At 64.6% G+C, this 19230-nt stretch carries 16 protein-coding genes; 1 reads left to right on the top strand and 15 read right to left on the bottom strand.

Annotated elements, in window-relative coordinates:
- Nucleotides 1–6 precede the first annotated feature (6 nt).
- The 8 genes from B6V75_RS00565 to B6V75_RS00530 form a co-directional block, all read right to left on the bottom strand.
- Nucleotides 7–1428, bottom strand: a complete 1422-nt coding sequence (locus tag B6V75_RS00565) for an MBOAT family protein (protein ID WP_088718388.1) — start codon at nucleotides 1426–1428, stop codon at nucleotides 7–9.
- The gene (locus B6V75_RS00560; RefSeq protein ID WP_088718387.1) at nucleotides 1428–2810 is read right to left on the bottom strand and encodes a right-handed parallel beta-helix repeat-containing protein; all 1383 of its coding nucleotides are present in this window, start codon (nucleotides 2808–2810) and stop codon (nucleotides 1428–1430) included. Before B6V75_RS00560 ends, B6V75_RS00565 begins: the two co-directional genes overlap by 1 nt.
- Nucleotides 2797–4200 carry a sugar phosphate nucleotidyltransferase gene (locus B6V75_RS00555; RefSeq protein WP_088718386.1) on the bottom strand — a complete coding sequence of 468 codons (1404 nt, stop codon included), beginning with the start codon at nucleotides 4198–4200 and terminating at the stop codon, nucleotides 2797–2799. Before B6V75_RS00555 ends, B6V75_RS00560 begins: the two co-directional genes overlap by 14 nt.
- Entirely contained in the window at nucleotides 4197–5303 is a 1107-nt protein-coding gene (locus tag B6V75_RS00550) for an HlyD family efflux transporter periplasmic adaptor subunit (protein ID WP_077701258.1), read from the bottom strand. The genes B6V75_RS00555 and B6V75_RS00550 overlap by 4 nt, the downstream gene beginning before the upstream one ends.
- Before the next feature lie 19 nt (nucleotides 5304–5322).
- Entirely contained in the window at nucleotides 5323–6786 is a 1464-nt protein-coding gene (locus tag B6V75_RS00545; RefSeq protein WP_075777051.1) for a glycosyltransferase, read from the bottom strand.
- Between the two features lie 6 nt (nucleotides 6787–6792).
- A complete protein-coding gene (locus B6V75_RS00540; RefSeq protein ID WP_075777050.1) occupies nucleotides 6793–8112 on the bottom strand; it encodes a nucleotide sugar dehydrogenase in 1320 nt (439 codons plus the stop codon).
- Nucleotides 8113–8317: 205 nt separating this feature from the next.
- Nucleotides 8318–8953 (bottom strand): response regulator transcription factor, encoded by a 636-nt coding sequence (locus tag B6V75_RS00535; RefSeq protein ID WP_088718385.1) that lies wholly within the window; start codon nucleotides 8951–8953, stop codon nucleotides 8318–8320.
- A gap of 16 nt (nucleotides 8954–8969) precedes the next feature.
- Nucleotides 8970–9629, bottom strand: coding sequence for a response regulator transcription factor (locus tag B6V75_RS00530; protein WP_088718384.1), 660 nt, complete (start codon nucleotides 9627–9629; stop codon nucleotides 8970–8972).
- Between the two features lie 595 nt (nucleotides 9630–10224).
- Between B6V75_RS00530 and B6V75_RS00525 the strand changes: the two genes are divergently transcribed.
- A complete protein-coding gene (locus B6V75_RS00525; protein WP_075777047.1) occupies nucleotides 10225–10641 on the top strand; it encodes a universal stress protein in 417 nt (138 codons plus the stop codon).
- 141 nt (nucleotides 10642–10782) lie between these two features.
- Here B6V75_RS00525 and B6V75_RS00520 read toward each other — a convergent pair whose 3' ends face one another.
- The 7 genes from B6V75_RS00520 to B6V75_RS00490 all read right to left on the bottom strand — a co-directional run bounded on the left by B6V75_RS00520 (nucleotide 10783) and on the right by B6V75_RS00490 (nucleotide 19186).
- A complete protein-coding gene (locus tag B6V75_RS00520; RefSeq protein ID WP_075777046.1) occupies nucleotides 10783–11832 on the bottom strand; it encodes a betaine/proline/choline family ABC transporter ATP-binding protein in 1050 nt (349 codons plus the stop codon).
- 10 nt (nucleotides 11833–11842) lie between these two features.
- Nucleotides 11843–12886: an ABC transporter permease subunit gene (locus B6V75_RS00515; RefSeq protein ID WP_075777045.1), complete on the bottom strand. Its 1044-nt coding sequence runs from the start codon at nucleotides 12884–12886 to the stop codon at nucleotides 11843–11845.
- A gap of 114 nt (nucleotides 12887–13000) precedes the next feature.
- On the bottom strand, nucleotides 13001–13996 hold the full coding sequence (locus B6V75_RS00510) for an ABC transporter substrate-binding protein (protein WP_088718383.1): 996 nt from the start codon (nucleotides 13994–13996) through the stop codon (nucleotides 13001–13003).
- Nucleotides 13997–14422: 426 nt separating this feature from the next.
- Nucleotides 14423–15466: an ABC transporter ATP-binding protein gene (locus B6V75_RS00505; protein WP_088718382.1), complete on the bottom strand. Its 1044-nt coding sequence runs from the start codon at nucleotides 15464–15466 to the stop codon at nucleotides 14423–14425.
- A 1-nt stretch (nucleotide 15467) separates the two neighbouring features.
- Nucleotides 15468–16736 carry a hypothetical protein gene (locus B6V75_RS00500; RefSeq protein WP_233243052.1) on the bottom strand — a complete coding sequence of 423 codons (1269 nt, stop codon included), beginning with the start codon at nucleotides 16734–16736 and terminating at the stop codon, nucleotides 15468–15470.
- Between the two features lie 3 nt (nucleotides 16737–16739).
- A complete protein-coding gene (locus tag B6V75_RS00495) occupies nucleotides 16740–17954 on the bottom strand; it encodes a carbohydrate ABC transporter permease (RefSeq protein WP_088718381.1) in 1215 nt (404 codons plus the stop codon).
- The gene (locus tag B6V75_RS00490) at nucleotides 17951–19186 is read right to left on the bottom strand and encodes a sugar ABC transporter permease (protein WP_088718380.1); all 1236 of its coding nucleotides are present in this window, start codon (nucleotides 19184–19186) and stop codon (nucleotides 17951–17953) included. Before B6V75_RS00490 ends, B6V75_RS00495 begins: the two co-directional genes overlap by 4 nt.
- Nucleotides 19187–19230 lie beyond the last annotated feature (44 nt).

Here is a 19230-nt window from a genome sequence, read left to right as displayed (position 1 = left end):
GGTCCTTCAGAATTGGAAATAGAGGAAGGGCGAGAAGCTTTGCTCGGCCAGCTTCAGGATGGTCAGCGTCGCCAGCACGGTGACGGCCATCGGCGGCACGATGGCGCTCGTGGCGGTCAGCGTGCCGTCAGGGCGCGGCGAGAGCGGGCCCTCGACCATACGGGCCAGCCAGGGCTCGAGGATGGCGACGCCGATCGCGATGACGAGCACCGCGACACTTTCGCCGGTGATCTCGAAGGCGGCATCCGGCGACAGCCCGATCCCGTTGGCCCCCAGCATGCCGGCGAAGACCTGTCCCGCCTCGACGATCGAGGTGGCGCGGAAGATCACCCAGCCGATGAGCACGACCAGAAGCGTGCGCAGCAGCGCCGCGGTGGAGCGCGACTTGACCCAGCCGGAATAGCGTTCCCACATCAGCCAGCCGCCGTGCCAGGTGCCCCAGATCACGAAGGTCCAGGCCGCGCCGTGCCACAAGCCACCCAGCACCATCACCGTCATCAGGTTGACGTAAGTGCGTGCCGGGCCGATGCGGTTGCCGCCGAGCGGAATGTAGAGATAGTCGCGCAGCCAGACCGACAGCGAGATGTGCCAGCGCCGCCAAAACTCGGTGATCGAGCGCGAAATATAGGGCGTGTCGAAATTCTCGATGAAGCGGAAGCCCAGCATCATGCCCAGCCCGATCGCCATGTCGGAATAGCCCGAGAAGTCGAAGTAGAGCTGCATCATGTAGGCGATCGCCCCGCCCCATGACAGCGTCAGCGACGGATCGGGCGTCGAGAAGGCGAGATCGGCCAGAGGCGCCACCGCATCGGCCAGCAGCACCTTCTTCGCCAGACCGACGAAGAAGCGCATCATGCCGTCCGAGAACATCTCGACCGAGTGGGTGCGGTGCCGGAACTGATGCGCGAGATCCTTGTAGCGCAGGATCGGCCCGGCAATGAGCTGCGGGAAAAGCGCGATGAAGGCCGCAAAGTCGAGCGGGTGCACGTCATCGGGCGCATCGCCGCGATAGGTATCGACGATATAGCTCACCGACTGGAACACGTAGAACGAGACGCCGATCGGCAGAAGGATCTGCCAATGCACGCCGATGGCATCGGGCGTGGTCCCGAACAGCGCGGTCAGGCTGTCGATGAAGAAATTGAAATACTTGAAGAAACCCAGAACGGCGAGGCAGCCGGCGACGCCGATGCCGGTCCATATCTTCGCCATCCGCACATTCGCGGCATGGCGGATCGCCCGGCCGGTGAGCCAGGTCCAGGCGGTGGTGCCGACGAGCAGCAGCAGGAAATCCACCCGCCACCACGCGTAGAACACGTAGGAGACCGCGAGCAGCGTCAGCGACTTCCAGCGGCTCGGCGTCAGATAATAGAGCGCGAGCGCCAGAGGCAGGAAGAGAAACAAAAAGGTTTCGGATGAAAAGACCATCAGGTAGCGCCCTCTCCGGAACAGGTGTCAAAAGCTGCGCGCGCGGCATCGCGGCGCAGAGGTGCGGGATCGAGCGCGCGCACGCCGGTGACGCTGAGATCCCCCGCGCCGCCATCAGCGCTCGCGCGCAGGAAATCGGGCGTCAGCGCGTCGAGATCGCCCGACAGAAGCCGGGGGCGCTGATCCGTGAAATCGTTGTCATGCAGACGCAGGTCGGCAAGGCCGGTCGCGCGGATGCCCATCCGGTTGCCCGCAAAGCGGCTGTCGGTGATCAGCACCCGCGTTTCGGGGCGCTGGCGGTCGATCATCAGTCCGGGGCCTCTATTGTCGGCAAACCGGCTCTCGTTGAAGATCGTCGTGCCCGCCCCGCGCTCGGCGAAGCCGGCGCCTTTATTTCCCGAGACCTCGATCCGGTCGAAGAGAACGCAGGTCGCGCCTTGCGCCATCGTCGCGCCGGAACCGTCGAAGCCGCGCACGGCGACATCGCGAAGCTGAAGCGCGCGGCTGTTGTCATCCACGCGCATGCCCTTGCCCTGCCCGCCATCGAGCGCGACATTGACGAGCCGCATGTCGGAGACGCCCGAAAGGTGCAGCGCCTGCTCGCCCCCGGTATCGCGGACGGTCAGATCGGTGATCGTGCCCCCGTCGATATCGCGCAGCATCAGGCCGCTGCCCCGCGCGTCGGCGATCTCGGTATCGGTGAGGTTCACCCCGTCGAGATCCTGCAGGACGACGCCGCGCAGATCAGTGAAACTGTCCCCGGTCATCGCGGCCGGGCTGCCGAAACTGAGCAACCCGCGCCCGCCGAGAAACAGCCCGGCGCTATAGGCCCGGTCGCCATAGCCGAGGCCGGTCAGCGTGGCATCTTTCAGCGACAGGCTCTGCGGTCCGAGTGCTGCGACAAAGGGGCGGAACCCCGCAATATCGGGATGCACGTCGGAGCCCGCGGCGATGGTGGCGTGATCGACGTCGAGCGCGCCGAAAGAGATCAGGTAGCTGCCCTCGCGACGCGATAGGTCCAGCCGATCGCCCTCGGACAGCGAAAGCGACGCGCCTTTCAGCACCACGATGGGCATCGAGGCCACAAACCGGTCATCCTTGCGGATCAGCGCATCGGGATGGCCGGAATCCGCCAGCAGGTCGTCGAGCATGGCCAAGGTCACATCGCCCTGGTTGAGGTAGATCGCCGAGCCGCCGCCCGGCGTATCGCCCAGAAGCTCCGTGTCGATTTCGACCCCGGCCCCGGCGGCAAGCTGGGTCAGCGCCAGGCGCACGTTGGACACCGACGCGCTGACCGCCTGCTGAGCAGCCGCCGGCGCGGTGAGCGCCAGCGCCAGCCCGCAGGACAGGCCAAGGCAACGCAGGTGTTCACTCACGTGCATCGCGCGTTCCCTTCGATGTCTCTTCGGCCTCGTCTTCCGAGAGGTCGATTTCGTAAAGGCTCAGCGCCCCGTCGCTGGTGTTCCAGACCTCGACCGACGAGCCGGGGCTTACGTTGATGCTATGACCCTGGCTGCAGGCATGGGTCGGCCCGCCGTTCTTCCAGTGGCCGCGTCCGCTCGACACAGCGAGCAGCTTTCCACCCGGGGTCGGCCCGCGGAAGGTCGCGGTCTCGCCCGCGTCGAGGGTGAGACGCGACACGGCGGGGAAGGCCTCGCCGCCCTGCCCGATATCTTCGGTTGCGACCTCGGGATGGCGCGCCACTTCGCTGCGGTTCTGGGCCTTGAGCTCGGCGACGGCGTCTTTCACCTTCTGGGCGTTGCTGTGATTGGTCACGAGGAGCGCGTCGGGCGTGTCGACGACGATCACGTCCTCCATGCCGATCACGGTGACCAGCTTGTCGCCCGCGCGGATCAGCGAGTTGCGACAGTCGAGGGTCAGGGCCTGTCCGGTCGAAACGTTGCCGTCTTCGCCCTTGGGGCTGATCGAATGGATCGCGGTCCAGGCCCCCACGTCGTCCCAGTCGACCTCGACGGGGGCGACGGCGACGCGGTCGGAGCGTTCGAAGATCAGCCGTTCGGTCGGCTCGTTCGCGGCCTCGGCGAAATGCGCGCCGTCGAGGCACAGGCCGGTTTCGGTCTTTTTCGCGCCGTCGAGCGCGGCCAGAACGGCGGCCAGCGTCGCCGGGTCGTATTTCTCGAATTCCTCGATCAGGACGTCAGCGCGCATCAGGCTGATGCCCGACGCCCAGAACGTGTCGCCCGATGCGACGAGCCGTTGGGCTTTCTCCAATTCGGGCTTCTCGATGAAACTGGTGACCTCGTGGAGGCCTTCCTGGCCATCGACCAGCGCGCCGCCGGAGATATAGCCGAACCCGGTCTCGGCATATTTCGGCACCACGCCGAACAGCACGATCCGGCCCTGCTGCGCGCCCTCGCGCATCTGCTTTACCACCGTGTTCATGTCGCCTTCGATCTTGTGATCGGACGGCAGGACCAGAAGCAGCGCCTCGGGATCCTCTTCCGCCAGCGTCAGGGCAGCGGCGAGAACCGCGGGACCGGTATTGCGGCCCATCGGCTCCCCCAGAAAGCGCCCGGTGACGCCGATCTCGGCCAGCTGATCGCGCACCAGACCCTCCTCGGAGGCGGCGGCGACCAGCAACGGGTCAGCGAAATCGTCATCGAGATGGCGCGCCACGGTGCTTTGCAGGAACGTCGGACCGCCATTGCCGTCGATGGACTGGAATTGCTTGGGCTGGGCGACGCGGGACATCGGCCACAAGCGGGTCCCCATCCCTCCAGACAGAACTACGGGATTAACGACACTATTCATGACTGGTCTCCAATTGCTTTGATACTACGGGTAAAGGCGCGCGCTTCTCCGAGCGCGTCGCGGGAAAGGCTGCCCCAATCGACCCCGAAGGCATCGCGGCTGACGCTGAGCGCGGCGACCTGCCCCGCCTCGTCGGGCGAAAGGTCGATCGAAGGGACGAGATTGGCGCGCACCAGCCCGTCGGAGCCGACAGCGCCCGGCGCGCGGAACCCGTCGCCGAGGGTCGCACGGAATTCGGTCCCGTCAGGCAGGGTCACGTTGACGCCGCCGGTCTGCTGCACTTCGAACAAAAGCTCCTGCGGCAGGCGCGCCTCGATGACCAGCGGCGCATCCGGAGCGGAGATCTCGAAGAGCGGCTCGCCGGCAAGAACGGTGCTGCCCTCGGCCACGGAAATCGGATGGACGGTGCCTTTGCTCGGCATGGCGATCGAAAGCGTCTCCCCGTCCACCGTGTCGAGCGCGAAGAGCACATCGCCCGGACCGGCATCGGGGTTGATGAAGCTGATCTGACCGTCGGCGGTCGCCCGGATCGTCTGGCCCTGCGCGACCACGCGGCCCGGGGCTGCGATATCGGTCGTGAACAGACGCGCCTGCATCAGGCTGACGGCCAGCGCGATGAGCGCGACGCTCAGGGCAAGCACGACGAGCGTGCCGAACGCGCTGCGCAGCCGCTTGCGGAACCCGGGCTTCGGCGCCGCTCCGGTGCCGCCCTTGGGTTGCGCGAGCGATCCGCTGCGGATCAGCCCGCCGGAGCTGGTCAGGTCACCCGAGATATAGTCGTTCAGGATTTGCCGCAGTTGCGGCGAGTGATCGCCCGTCGGCTCGGTGAAGACCAGTACGCTAGAATTGTCGCCTTCCACCATGACCCGCGCGGTCGGCACGAGCGCCACCTGAAAGCCGGGAAAGTCGAAGATCAGGTGGACGATCTTTTCCGTGCCGTCGATCCGGCGGTCTATCAGGCCCGAGACCTGCGCCTCGGTCAGCGACAGACCGTCGCCTGCGTAGCGCCGTCCGTCGATGACCGCGGAAAACGGGATATCGATCAACGGGTGTTCGTTTCCGGCCGAAAGCGGCGCCGGGGAAGTATCGGGGGCGTGTGTCATGGTGCGTCCTGTCGGTCGTTTAGAGAAGTCCGGTCGAGAGCGCCGCGGCGAGGGTTAGCCACCCCAGCGCAAGGACCTGCATGTAAGTGGAAGTGGCCGAGCGCAGCCGCGCTCCGAGAGGCATGCGCGCCGCGGCTTTCTTGGCGGCCTGGCGCGTCCATTTCTGCCGGTCGAGACGGAACAGGGCCGAGCTCTTGACCGACGCGCCGAGGATCTGGCCGAAGTAGAGCAGCGGCGCGTAGATGATCGGGAAGCCGCCGCCCCGGAAGGTCGAGAGCATCCAGCAGAAGACGTAGCGGGTGAACATCACCCAGGCGATGTAGGCGGGGATCACCGCAGGCGTCGCGAAGAGCGCGGTCAGCGCGATCGAGATCGGCCCGAACAGCGTCGTCCAGATCGACACGCGCTGGTCGAGGATTGACCACCAGGTGAAGAACCCGATCCGCGACGGGCCCAGCGCCACCGCGCGGCCATTGGTGCGCAGCATGTTGCCGAACCACCGCTTCATCAGCGCCACGGCGCTTTCGACGAAGCCCGGCATCGGCTGCTCCTCGTAGGAGACGCAGCGCACGTCGGGCAAATAGGTCATCCGGTAGCCGCGGCTCAGCAGCCAGAACCAGGTCGATTTGTCGTCGCCGGTCAGGAAGTTGATCCGACCGAGCCGCCAGTGATCGATATGGTCCGATTGAACCTGTCGGATGAAGCTCGGGTCCACCGCCAGGTCGGCGCGGAAGACGGACATCCGGCCCGTCAGCGTCAGCACCCGGCCGCCGAACGCCATCGAGGACATCATCATCTGGCGCTGCATGAAGCGCAGATCGAACCAGTTCCGAAAGAGCCAGTCATCCGGGATCTCGACGGATTCGTCGGTGGTCAGCGCCCCGACCCGTTCGTCGGTGAAGAAGGGCGCGGAGCGCTCGACGATGTCTGCTGGCACGGCGCTGTCGCCGTCGACGAACAACATGATGTCGTCGCGTCGCGGGGCCTCGCGCTGCATCAGCCGCAGCGAGCGGGCGATGGCGTCGCGCTTCCCGGTTCCCGGGATCTGGTCGATGATGAAGCGCACCTGCGGCATGTCGTGCCTGCGCGCCTCGAAGAGATCGCGCAGCACCCTGAGGTCAGCGCCATCCACCACCGAGGCGACGATGGTCGCGCCGCCGGGCGAGCGGCGGGCCGCCTCGAAGATCGAGCTGTAGACGCGGCTCGTGACGCCCGGCTCGATCTTGTAGGTCGTGACCATGAAATACGCGTGCGCCGGAACGGGGCGGCGCGCATAGGCGGCCTCGGCCCGCGCGCGGCGCCGGGGATAGAGCACCCGGACATAGGCGGTCGCGCGCAGGAAGTTCAGTGCCGCCCATCCATACCGCCACAGGCCGATCACCCCGAGCACCACGATGGCACTATCGGCGGCAGCCAGGCTGGTGTCGCGCACGGCAAGGCCCAATGCGACGAAAGCCGCGATATAAATGAGATGACCCAGCATTGCGGATTACCAGCAGATGCCCTGATAGCCAGCGTCGCTGACGAGGTTCGGGTCGATGCGGCCGAGATCCACCACGCGGCGGTTGCCCAGCGTCTCCTTCAGGCGGGCGGTCACCTCGGGATACTTGTTGCCCACGACGATGACCTCGCTGTCTTCGATCAGACGGTCTAGATCGTCTTCCATCCGTTCGAAGAGGTCGGGCACGACGGCGTTGCCGCGGCCAGCGGCGCCGGGATCGTTGGCGAAGGCTGTGGCGACATAGGGATCGTAGATGCGCACGTCCTGACCGCTTTCGATCAGCCGCGCGGCCAGGTCGGCCAGCGGGCTTTCACGCAGATCGTCGGTGCCCGACTTGAAGCTGACGCCGACGAGACCGACGGTCTTCTTCGAGGCGGAGCGCACCATGGCCTCGGCGCGCTCTATCTGCGCCTCGTTCGCCTCGAGAATGGCGTTCAGAAGCGGCGTCGCGACGCCCGATGTCTCGCCCACCGCCTTGAGTGCGCGCACGTCCTTGGGCAAGCAGGAGCCGCCGAAGGCGAAGCCGGGACGCAGGAAGGCCGGCGACATGGCGACCTTGGTGTCGCTGCACAGGACCGCCATCACCTTCTGACCGTCGAGGTCGTTGGCCTTGGCGATGTTGCCGATCTCGTTGGCAAAGCTGATCTTCGCCGCGCGCCAGCTGTTCGAGGTGTATTTCACCATCTCGGCGGTGCGAATATCGACCTTGTTCATCTCGCAGGGAAGATCCTGGTTGATCTCGGTCAGGACCTGTTCGGTCTGCGCGTCGAGGCTGCCGAACACGATCAGGCCGGGATCGGCGTAATCCTCGATCGCGGTGCTTTCGCGCAGGAATTCCGGAAAGTAACCGACGCCGAAATCGCGCGCTGCGAGCTTGCCGGAGGCGCGTTCGAGCGTGGGAATGCAGATCTCTTCCATGGTGCCGGGGACGATGGTCGAGCGCATGATGACCGTGTGGCGGTCTGACTTGTTGGCGATCGCCTTGCCGATGTCCTGACAGACGGAGACCACGAAGGTCAGACCGACCGAGCCGTCGGGCGCCGAAGGCGTGCCCACGCAGACGAAGGAGGCGTCGGTCTTCGCGACGGCCTCCGCCGCGTCGGTCGTGGCCCTGAGCCGACCGCTCGCAGCCATCTCGGCCACCAGCTCGTCGAGCCCTTTTTCAACGATGGGCGCGCGGCCCGCATTCAGTCCATCGACCTTGCTCTCGTCGAGATCGACCGCAATCACTTCGTGGCCGTCACGAGCAAGGCAAGCCGCTGACACGACGCCCACGTAGCCGATCCCGAAAACACTGATCTTTGCCATAATTCTTTTCCTTCTCCCCTCGAAACGGGCGAATCGAAACGTGTAATGGGCAGGGGTACCGCCCGGTTCGACCCAAGGGATAAAGGAAGATTCGCAGCCCTTTCAGTCGGGAATACGGGCGAAGAGCGGAGGAATTTCGGAAAGGGGTCGGGAGCTTCCTGACCCCCCGTGTAGGGCAAAAACCCACCCGGGAGGTCGGACGGGCTCAGACGAGCCAGCCCCGCGCGCTCGCCATCCGGATCAGCGCGGGCCGGTCCGCGAGGCCAAGCTTGTTCATGCCACGCGCGCGGTGGCTGTCGACGGTCTTTCGGCTGAGGCCGATCTGGTCCGCGATGTCGCTGTTGGAATAGCCTTTGGCCCAGAGCCGCAGCACATATTCCTCGCGCTCGGTCAGCGCCTTGCCCTCGGTGGGGCCCGGCATCTCGCCCTCGGCGGAGCGCGAAAGACCGCGGTCGACCAGGCTGCCGCCCGCAAGGGTGACGCGGATCACCCGCATCAGCGCGGGGCCCGAGATCGATTTCGCCACGACGGAGCTGAAGCCGATCCGCATGCAGAAGCTGACAAGCTCCTTTGTCGGCTGCGACGCAACGGCGATCAGCGCCAGCGAGGGACAGGCGGCTAGCATCTGCGGGACCAGATCTTCAAGGTTCGGAGTGAACTGCGGATCGATAAGGAGAACATCCCAGTCGGGATCGCGCAGGCGTTCTATGTCGGTGGCAGAAAGCGCGTCGCCATGCGTCCCCGTGTCGTCGAATGTCGACGCCGCGAGGTCGAGCACCGCTGACGCGAAAATCGGACTTTGGTCGGCCACGCCGATCCGGATCGGACTAACGCTTCGCATCTTCCACTAGACCCGGTTACACCGCCCAGGCGTTGCGGCGCGCAAAGGTTTCGAGTTCGCGCGCGCATGTGAGACCCATCTTTGACAGGGCGCGGTACTTATGCGTCTCGACGGTCTTGCCGCTGATCAGAAGGTCGTTTCCGATCGCGCGACAGCTCTTGCCGTAGACGAGCCCGCGCACGACCTCCCGCTCCCGGCTGGTGAGGGCTTCGGTGCCGACCAGAATGGGCGCGCTGGAATCGCTGCGCGCTTCGGCATAGCACCCGTCGACATACAGACTTCCCATGGAGACCGAGAAAACCGCGTCGATGAGCATTTCGATATTGCCGCTGCGGGAGACGACGCCGTCGTAATCCGACTGGAGACACTGGCGCGCGATCTCGAGTGCAGTTTCCGGCAGGTAGGCGATTGCGGCGACCGGACCGGCGGCCTCGCGGACGGCGCTCAGGGTCTCGGCAGGGTCCGCAGAGGTCTGGCTCGGGTCGAACACGACCACGTCGCAGGTCTCCATCGGGACGTCCTTCGAGGTCAATGCGGAGGGAACATCTTTGCATTCGCTGACAACCGCGATGCTTCCATCCGCAGCGAAGCTCCGCTCCACAGCATCTGCGAGAATGGCGTTGTCGTCGATGAACAGAACACGGGGGGTTTCGGTTGCGTTCGTGAAGTTGGCCATGTTGAGTTCTCCCGCTCACTTCGGTTAACAGCGAATTTACGGTCCGTTAACAGGTGCTTTGCGGGTTAGTTCCATCACGACTGACGGTCTTTTCGAGCGCTCAGCGGGAACCTGCCGCCGACTTTCGCGAAGGTTCGGATATTGTTGGCAAAGTTCGTTTCATGGCTCTCGGCGCGTTATCGCCTGAAGATTTTGCGACTACCGTTATGGTTGTATTAATTCCCGAAACTCAACCGAGTTCCCCTGCTATCATCGCGATTTCTCGTTGAGGCGCCTCGTCCGAAACCAGCCCCATCGCGTCAAAACACACGTCGAAAGCGAGGCCCAAAAGAGACTGTGCACGGACGCGTGTGAAAGTCTCCTTCCCGCATGCTCGCGCGGCAGCGTCGTTGCGAGGCCTTCGCGGCGATACGCACGGGGCCTGAATGCACTGTGGCGCTCTTTGCGGGCGCCTATGTCGCTGCGCGACATCGGAGTGACGCTTATGCCCATTTCGAGCTCCGGAATTCGTCGTAGGGGCGAGGCTGTTTCAATCCGGGTACGCGCCCGGTCGCCACGAGGTTCATTTTCCGCCTCGAACTTCCCGGAGGCCATCATGGCACGCCAGACAAAGCTCATCCTCTGCCCCATCAACCTGCGCCACGCCCAGGTCGAACATCATGCCTACATGGAAGCCGTCGAGATGGCGCGGCGGCGCCAAGCCAAGCTGATCGTCGCGACGATCGCGCCCGAGATCGAGCGTAATCTCAACATCTACAACTCCGATACCTATTGGGGCCAGCAGCTGCGCAAGTTCGTCAACGACAATCCCGCCAGCGGGGTGCCCGAGATCGAGATGGTCGTGCGCAAGGGCGCCGTGCATCGTCAGATCGTCAAGCTGGCAGACGAGCGCAAGGTGGACCTCATCGTGATGGAAGCCGCCAACCCGAAGGTGAAGGACTATCTGCTGGGCACCACGGCGTCGCATGTCGTGACCCATGCGGAGTGCTCGGTCTACGTGGTGCGCAGCTAAGGACACGGCCCGGGATGCGACAGCACACCGGGCAGCGCGCACCCCGCTCCTGCGGCATCCCACGCTTATATTTGGGAAAAGCCCGCGCCTGTCGCGCGGCGGGTCGGACCCGCCCCAATACAGGGGCGGATCCCTTTCTTCTTACCTCTTGGCGGTTTCGCCCGAGGATTGCGCGGGCACCAGCGCGCGCATGATCGAGGGCATGGTGAGGCTGCCCACCGGCTCGCCCCCCATCATCACGCGGTAGCGGCGGTCGAGCGCCCCTTCCGCCTTGGCGATGACGCTCTCGAGGTTGTCGTTGCCGTCGATATCGCCCGACATTTCGCCTTCCGGCGCGCCACGCTCCATCACCGAGCGCACGCGCAGCACGCGGGCGCGGTTGATGTCGGCCACGAAGTCCTCGATGTAGGGATCCGCCGGATTGAGGAGGATCTCCTGCGGTTCGCCCTGCTGGACCACCCGACCGTCATTCAGGATCACCAGGTGATCTGCAAGCTTGAGCGCCTCGTCCAGATCGTGGGTGATGAAGATGATGGTCTTGTGCAGCTCGGCCTGAAGCTCGAGCAGCAGGTCCTGCATGTCGGTCCGGATCAGCGGATCGAGCGCCGAGAAGGCTTCGTCCATCAGCATGATGTCCGAGTTCGACGCCAGCGCCCGGGCGATCCCCACGCGCTGCTGCATCCCGCCCGAGAGCTGGTGCGGGTGGTGGTCCCCGTAGCCCCCGAGCCCGACACGGTCGAGCCATTTCTCGGCTTCCGCGACATAGTCCGAGGCCGGGAAGCCGCGGGTGGCCAGCGCCATCGCCGTATTCTCCGCCACCGTGCGGTGCGGCAGAAGGGCGAATTTCTGGAACACCATCGACATCCGCTCGCGCCGCAGTTTGCGCAGCTGCGCCTCGTTATAGTCGAGGATGTTCTCGCCATTGACGAGAACCTCCCCCGCGGTCGGCTCGATGAGCCGGTTGAGGTGCCGGATCAGCGTGGATTTACCCGAGCCCGAAAGCCCCATGATGACGGTGATCTCACCCTCTTTCATGTCCACGTTGATGTCGCTGAGCCCGAGCACGTGGTTGCGCTTCTCGAGCAGTTCCGGCTTGCCCATGCCTGCCTTCACGTCTTCCAGCGCCGCTTGCGGATCCGACCCGAAGATCTTGTAGAGATGTCGGATCGAGACCTTGATTTCCTTGGTCATGCCTGTCTCCTCACTTGCCGCTCTTGCTGGTGTCGATCCGCGCCAGCGAGGCTTTCGTCACGCGGTCGAGCAGGATCGCGATGATCACGATGCCGAAGCCCGCCACGAGACCAACACCCAGTTCGAGCGACCGGATACCGCGCAGCACGAGCACGCCCAGACCCGGGGCCGAGACGAGCGAAGCGATCACCACCATGGCGAGGCTCATCATGATCGTCTGGTTCACGCCGGCCATGATGTTGGGCAGCGCGAGCGGGATCTGCACGCCGAACAGCTTCTGGCGCTTGGTCATGCCGAAGGCGTCGGCTGCCTCGATCACGTCGGGATCGACCAGTCGGATGCCGAGATCGGTCAGGCGCACCACGGGCACGATCGCGTAGAGGATGATCGCGATACCGTAGAGCTTCGGCTCGGTCACCGAGAACAGGAAGATCAGCGGGATCAGGTAGACGAAGGGCGGCAGCGTCTGCAGCATGTCGAGGATCGGGATCACGGTGCGCTGGAGCCTGTCGCTCCGCGACATCGCGATACCTATGGGCACGCCGAAGAGAACGCATATGAACGCACAGACGAAGATGATCGCCAGCGTCTGCATCGCCGCGTCGTAATGGTTGATGAAGGCGAGGAAGGCGATCGAGACCAGCACGAAGACCACAAGTCTCCAGGACCGCGTTACCAGCCAGGTGATCAGCATCAGGATCGGCACCATCAGCCACCACGGCGTGTTGGTCATGATCCAGAGCATGTCGCGCAGCGCCCAGCTCAGCGGCTGGGTCAGCGGGTCGACGACGGCACGCAGACCGCCACGGATCGCGAGAAATCCGTCTTCGAGGCCCTGCGTCACGTCGCGCGAGGGCGGGATCGCCGCGCAGGCCTTGTTGAGGGCGTCGAGCGAGGGAAAGGGCCAGTTCCATAGGGAGGGGCCTTGCGTCGTGGTGCCGTCGGTCTGTGCGATCAGGTCGGCCATCGACGTCATGCCGCCGCCACCGTCACCGCCAGCCGAGCACCAGTCCTTCAGCCCCACGGCGTTAAAGAAATTCTCGTAAGCTGCCATTGGTTTTCCGGGTCATTGGGGAGGACCCGCCCCATGTTGTTGCGTGATGGATCGAAAAAGGACGGGGCCTGCCTCGGCCCCGTCCAAGGTGTGCGCATCAAGCGCGCGTCACGATCATCCGCCGATCAGCTTCGAAAGCTTCTTCTGGGCGTCTGCGTTGAGCCAGTTCTTCCAGGTGTCCTGGTAGTTCTTGATGAAGTAGACCGCGGTCTCTTCACCCGACGCCTTGTTCTCGTCCTGCCACGCGAGCAGTTTCGACATGGTGTCGGTCTTGAAGCTCATCTTCGAGAAGAACTCGGTCTCGGCCGGGTGGGTCTTCGCGAAGTCGCTCGTCACCGAGGTCAGCACGGGCGCTGCCGGGAAGTCGGAAACCTGCGGATCCTTGGTGTCCTTGTTCTGGAGCTTGTCGAACTTGGCCTTGTCGTAGTCACCAAGCTTGACGCGGGTCATGTCATAGTTGCCCATGACCACGGTCGGGCCCCAGTAGTAGCCGAACCACGGCTTCTTGTCGGCGAAGGCCGAACCGATCGACGAGGCGAGCGTCTGGCCGGAGCCGTGGTTGAACACCTCGATGCCCGAGCTCTTAAGGTCGAGCGCCTTGATCAGGTTGTCGCTCACGACGCGGCAACCCCAGCCGTCCGGGCAGTTGTTGAACGTGCCGCCGACCCAGTCGGGGTGCGCCATCACGCCCTCGATGGTCTTCAGCTCGGGGTGCTCCTTGGCGAGGTAGGTGGGGATCCACCAGCCTTCGACGCCGCCCGGCTGGAGCGTCTTGGCGACGCGCTTGATCTTGCCTTCGCTCTCGAGCTTCTTGTAGGCGTCGCCGGCCGAGTTCAGCCACAGGTTGGTGACGACGTCGGGGCGGCCGTTTTCGGCGATCGAGGTGATGGCCGGGATGGTGTCGGATTTGACCAGGCTGGTGTTACAGCCGTAGCCTTGGTCCAGCATGAATTTCGCGATGTTGGTGGTGACTTCGGCAGCGGCCCAGTTCATCTGGGCGATCGAGATGTCGCCGCACTGCTCGGCAGCGCGGGCAGTCCCGGTCTGAGCTGCAAAACCGGTCACAATTGCAGTCGCACCGGCGACCGCGAGAAGTGTCGTCTTCCGCATGTGTTTTCCTCTCATCCGTTGGATTGTTTGCGATCGTTGTCGGACCGCATTCGCTTTGCGCGTGACGAGACCGCCTGACCTCCCCGCACGGGCGTGTTTTCCCACCCGGAGGAGCGTCTCGGCCCATCGTCGACCATCAGGTTGCGCAATGCACGCGAATGCGCCCGCTCGACGATTGCCGCAAAACCTAGCCTCCACGGCCCCGATCAGCAATCGTCCGCCGGTAACATTAATTTGAGAAAAGCGTCACGGAACCCAATGATTATTGAGAAAAATTATGTAAACGCCGCCGCTTGCCCGACCTTCCGCCAGTACAACAGCCCGATCGCCAAAAGGCATCGGACTGCCGATTTCGGTGCCTTTGAACGGCGAGCTAAGGCCTGCGCCCTGCCCTGCGGCCCGGGATGAGCGCCCGGGCGCGCGGTTTCAGACCGCCATGCCGTCGGCGTCGAAGAACACCGTGCGGTCGGCCTCGAAGGCCAACCCAGAGACATCGCCCGGGCGCAGGTCGGTATCGCCCGCGACGCGCACATTGATCGCGCCCAGCGGTCCGCAATCGAACAGGATGAACGTATCGGCGCCCAGGAATTCCACCACATCGACGCGACCGTCGCATTGCCCCTCGCCCTCAGCCACGAGCGAGATATGCTCGGGCCGGATACCAAGCTGCGTGGTCTGCGGCGCGGGACAGGCCCCGCTGCGCCCGCCTTCGAGGCTGTAGCGACCATCCGTGACCGCGCAGGGCATCACGTTCATCTTCGGGCTGCCGATGAATTGCGCCACGAACAGGTTCGCGGGCTTCTCGTAAAGCTCGCGCGGGGTGCCGACCTGCGCGATCTTGCCATATTCCAGCACCACGATCCGGTCCGCCAGCGTCATCGCCTCGACCTGGTCATGGGTGACGTAGATCATCGTGCGCTTGAGATTGCGGTGCAGCCGCGCGATCTCAAGCCGCATCTCCACGCGCAGCGCCGCATCGAGGTTCGACAGCGGCTCGTCGAAAAGGAACGCGGTCGGGTCGCGCACGATCGAGCGCCCGATTGCCACGCGCTGACGCTGGCCGCCAGACAGGTCCTTGGGCCGCCGGTCGAGGAAGCTCTGCAGTTTCAGGATGTCCGCAGCCTCGTCGACCTTGGCGCGCCATTCGCCCTGCGGCGCCCCGGCCATCTTGAGCGAGAAGCCCATATTCTCGGCCACCGACATATGCGGGTAGAGCGCGTAGGACTGGAACACCATCGCGAGGCCGCGTTTCGAGGGCGGCTGATCGGTGACGTTCGCGCCGTCGATCTCGATCGCCCCGCGCGAGGTATCCTCGAGCCCGCCGATCATCCGCAGAAGCGTGGACTTGCCGCAGCCGGAAGGCCCGACGAAGACGACGAATTCGCCATCCTTGATCTCGAGGTCGATCCCCTTGATGACCTGCACCTCGCCGAACCATTTCTCGACACCGTTTAACGTGATCGACCCCATGTCAGCCCTCCTTGCCGGCCCAGGCGAGCCAGACGGCCGCCGTCCAGGTGAATGCCTTGCCGCCCGCAGCCGCGCCCGTCATCGGGTCGAAATACTCGACGAAACCGTAGCGCCCGATCACCTCGCGAGTGCGCTTGCGGACCTCTTCGCCAAGCGCGACGCCCCGTTCCGAGGCGCCCTCGCCGATCATCATGTTCATCATCCCCCAGGTCGGGCCGCGCCAGTAGCGCTTCGCGTCGAAGCGCGGATCGAACGGCGCGAGCGAGGGCACGCCATAGGGCGCGGCATCTAGCACGCGGGCGAGGTGTTGCTCCATCTGCGGCGCGTCGAGCCCGCCGAACCAGCACAGGAAGGAGGCGTTGCTCAGCGCGTTCGACCAGATGCCGTTGTTGCAGTTGTAGCTGTCGTAGAAGCCCATGCCGGGGTTCCACAGCGCCTGAGCACCGGCCTCCAGTTCGGCCAGCTGCGCGGCCATGTCGCCGGTATCGAGATCCTGCGCCTCACCTGCCGCCAGAAGGTCGCGCAGGCCCCGCATCAGGATGAAATGCATGGTCGGATCGGCCACCTTGAACGGGTTGTCCTCGGCGACCTTGGCATCGTCCCAATCCAGCGCCTTGGCGCGCTGCACCAGCCAGATATAGCGGTCGTAATCGTATTTCGTCGGGCGCATCGAGGCGTCGACATGCTGGGTGTCGCGGCGCTCGTAATAGCCCACGTCCTGCGGGTCGATCTTGCTCATCGCGTCGTCCCAGTCCGGCGCATTGTCGCGGCCGGATTCCCACGGATGGATCACGAAGATCGCGCCCTTCTCGTCACGGCGCCATTTCAGGAACCACTCCGCCCATTTGCGCATCTTCGGATAAAGGGCCGCGAAGCGAGCTTTCCCCGCCTCCGGATCGGCCGCCAGAAGCCGCGTCGCGAAGCTGAGTGCCACGGGCGGCTGGGTGATGCCCGAGGACGCGATCGGCCCGTTGCAACCCCAGACGTCGGGACCGGGGAAATAGCCCGGATCGGGTTTGTGGAAGATGATATGGGGGACCATGCCGCTGTCCCATTGCCCGGTGAACAGCGTCTCGATTTCCTGCCAGGCGCGGTCCAGGTCGAATTCGGCGAAACCGAGACTCGCAAAGGCGCTGTCCCAGTTCCACTGGTAGGGATAGAGGCCATCGGTCGGCACGGTATAGCCGCCCCGGTCGTTCTGCGTAAGGATTTCGCGCGCCGCAGCGTCCCGGTCGGAGAAATCGGTGGCGGCCACAGTTTCGGTCATCATGTCTTATCCTTTCACCGCGCCGGCCGTCAGGCCGCGGGTCATGAAACGTTCGAGCCCGAGGAACAGCGCCATGATCGGCACCGTCGCGATGACGGCGCCCGCCATCAGGTGCTGGCGCGGGATCTCGGAGGAGTTGAGCGAGGCGATGCCTCGCGTGAGGGTGAATTTGCTGGGATCGTCGAGCAGCATGAAGGCGAGCAGGAACTCGTTCCACGCGATCATGAAGACATAGAGCCCGACCGAGGCCATCGCGGGCAGCGCCAGCGGCAGCGTGATCTTCCAGATCACCTTGAGCCGCGAGAGCCCATCCATCAGCCCCGCCTCCTCGACCTCGACGGGGAGGCCGCGGAAATAGCCCTGCAGCATATAAAGCGCGACCGGGATCGTGGTGACCGGATAGATCATCACGATCCCGAGGATCGAGTTGCGCAGACCCACCATCGAGTAGGCGATGTAGATCGGCAGCGCGAGCACGATCATCGGCACCATGTAGATCAGCAGGATACCGCGCGAGAACACTTTCTGCCCGCGAAAGCGCAGCCGCGCCACCGCATAGGCGCCGGGCACCGAGAACAGCAGCGTCAGCAGCACGGTCAGCACCGAGACGTAGAAGCTCGTCCAGAGGTAGCGGCCGAAATGGAACCGCGTCATCAGCTCGTAATAGCTGTCGAACAGGTGCCAGCCCCGGCTCAGGTCGATCGAGAAATCGAGCGGGTTGAGCATCAGCTGCTGCTGCGACTTCATCGAGGTCATGACCATCACGTAGAACGGGATGACCACGATCGCGGTGAAGAAGATGTAGCCGAAACCGGTCAGGAAGCGGATCACCGCATCCTCGAACTGGTGGCGGGTGAGCGCGCCGAATTGCAGCTCGCGCAGGATCGAGTTGAGCGGGATCGACACCGTGCCCGCGAGCACAACGCTGAGGACGAAGCGCCAGACAAAGTTGAAGCTTTCGTCGAATTGCAGCGCGCCGAGGCCGATGGCCATCAGCACCAGCGCCACGACCACCGCCACCGCATCCGCAGCCCATCGATTGGCGATGCGCACGCGGGCAAACCCGGTCGCAAGCCCGAGGATCAGCGAGCCGATCAGCGCAGGCTTGGCCGCAGCCCCGGTGGCGAAGGAAATCGCGACCCCCAGCGTGACCGACATGACCAGCGCCCAGAGCGCTCCGATGATCGGCCCGGCGAGATAGCCTTTATGCAGGATTTTCATAGCCCTTCCTCCCGGCTCATGGTGCGGAAGAACAGCCCCGAGAAAACCAGAAGGCAGGCGAAGATCACCACGGCGACCGCGGCACCCGCACCGATATTCGACACCGCGAAAGCCTGTTCGTAGACATTGACCGTCAGGACCCGCGTGCCGGCATTACCGCCGGTGAGCAGGAAGATGTCGTCGAACTTGTTGAAGGTCCAGATGAAGCGCAGCAGGAACAGGACCGAGAGGATCCCCAGCAGCTGCGGCATCGAGAGATACCAGAATTTCTGGAACGGCGAGGCCCCGTCCATATCCGCCGCTTCGTACATATCCGTGTCGATGCTCTGCATCCGCGCGAGGATGAAAAGGAACGAGAGCGGGAAATAGCGCCAGATCTCGAACACCGTCACCATGATGAGCGCGAGCGGCTTGGCCCCGAAGAAGTTGATCGCGCCTTCGCTCACGCCCATCTGCACCAGCAGCGCGTTGGCGGAGCCGGAATAGGGATCGAAGAGCGTGATCCAGGTGAAGGCCACCGCGATCACCGGGGCGACATAGGGAAACAGGTAAAGCCCGCGCAGAATGCCCTGCCCGCGGAAGCTCTTGTTGAGCAGCAGCGCCGCGAACAGCCCCACGACCAGCGCGCCCAGCGTGCCGAAGACCGTGTAGAACAGCGTGATACCCAGCACGCTCCAGAACTCGCTGCCCGAAAAGAGCCGGCGGAAGTTCTCGAGCGTGAAGGTGGAATTCGTCAGGACGTTCGAGACGTGGCCGGTCGCCGTGACCTCGGCGTCACGCATCGCGCGCTCTGCCGCGCGGGTATCGCCGGTCACCTGCGCATCGACGCGGAACCGCTCGTTCGCGCCGGGTTCGAGCGTGCCGAAATCGCAAGACAGGTCCTGCCCGTCCATCGCGCAGCCCTGAGGCAGATCGCCGGTCAGCGTCACGCCCTCGGGCAGGGTCACATTCAACCCCGCCTTGGTCATCTCCTGCTCGCCCGACGGATTGATCACGCGCAACTCGAGAAGCGGCTGATCGCCCCGCTCGCGCAGCGCCACCCGCGTGCGGATCTCGGCCGGACGCAGATCGCCCAACGTCACCGGCTTGAAGGAGATCCAGAAGATCGCCAGCAGCGGCACGATCACAACGAGCGCCACGATCGCGATGGTCGGGAACAGCAGGCCCCAGGCGAGACGCGCTTCGCGACGGGCAAGCGCGCCGCGCCCCTTGGGCGGCGATATGTCGGTCATGACAGTCTCCAATCCATGCAGTCAGAGCGGGCTTCGGTCCCGGG

It is taken from the genome of Thioclava sp. F1Mire-8 (assembly GCF_002213165.1).
GTDB classification, from domain to species: Bacteria; Pseudomonadota; Alphaproteobacteria; order Rhodobacterales; family Rhodobacteraceae; genus Thioclava; species Thioclava nitratireducens.
This window is presented reverse-complemented; position numbering and strand designations above follow the sequence as displayed.

Bases quoted from the DNA above. Each gene is read 5' to 3' on its own strand.
- B6V75_RS00565 (WP_088718388.1), bottom strand. From the start codon at position 1,428: ATGGTCTTTTCATCCGAAACCTTTTTGTTTCTCTTCCTGCCTCTGGCG.
- B6V75_RS00560 (WP_088718387.1), bottom strand. From the start codon at position 2,810: ATGCACGTGAGTGAACACCTGCGTTGCCTTGGCCTGTCCTGCGGGCTG.
- B6V75_RS00555 (WP_088718386.1), bottom strand. From the start codon at position 4,200: ATGAATAGTGTCGTTAATCCCGTAGTTCTGTCTGGAGGGATGGGGACC.
- B6V75_RS00550 (WP_077701258.1), bottom strand. From the start codon at position 5,303: ATGACACACGCCCCCGATACTTCCCCGGCGCCGCTTTCGGCCGGAAAC.
- B6V75_RS00545 (WP_075777051.1), bottom strand. From the start codon at position 6,786: ATGCTGGGTCATCTCATTTATATCGCGGCTTTCGTCGCATTGGGCCTT.
- B6V75_RS00540 (WP_075777050.1), bottom strand. From the start codon at position 8,112: ATGGCAAAGATCAGTGTTTTCGGGATCGGCTACGTGGGCGTCGTGTCA.
- B6V75_RS00535 (WP_088718385.1), bottom strand. From the start codon at position 8,953: ATGCGAAGCGTTAGTCCGATCCGGATCGGCGTGGCCGACCAAAGTCCG.
- B6V75_RS00530 (WP_088718384.1), bottom strand. From the start codon at position 9,629: ATGGCCAACTTCACGAACGCAACCGAAACCCCCCGTGTTCTGTTCATC.
- B6V75_RS00525 (WP_075777047.1), top strand. From the start codon at position 10,225: ATGGCACGCCAGACAAAGCTCATCCTCTGCCCCATCAACCTGCGCCAC.
- B6V75_RS00520 (WP_075777046.1), bottom strand. From the start codon at position 11,832: ATGACCAAGGAAATCAAGGTCTCGATCCGACATCTCTACAAGATCTTC.
- B6V75_RS00515 (WP_075777045.1), bottom strand. From the start codon at position 12,886: ATGGCAGCTTACGAGAATTTCTTTAACGCCGTGGGGCTGAAGGACTGG.
- B6V75_RS00510 (WP_088718383.1), bottom strand. From the start codon at position 13,996: ATGCGGAAGACGACACTTCTCGCGGTCGCCGGTGCGACTGCAATTGTG.
- B6V75_RS00505 (WP_088718382.1), bottom strand. From the start codon at position 15,466: ATGGGGTCGATCACGTTAAACGGTGTCGAGAAATGGTTCGGCGAGGTG.
- B6V75_RS00500 (WP_233243052.1), bottom strand. From the start codon at position 16,736: ATGATGACCGAAACTGTGGCCGCCACCGATTTCTCCGACCGGGACGCT.
- B6V75_RS00495 (WP_088718381.1), bottom strand. From the start codon at position 17,954: ATGAAAATCCTGCATAAAGGCTATCTCGCCGGGCCGATCATCGGAGCG.
- B6V75_RS00490 (WP_088718380.1), bottom strand. From the start codon at position 19,186: ATGACCGACATATCGCCGCCCAAGGGGCGCGGCGCGCTTGCCCGTCGC.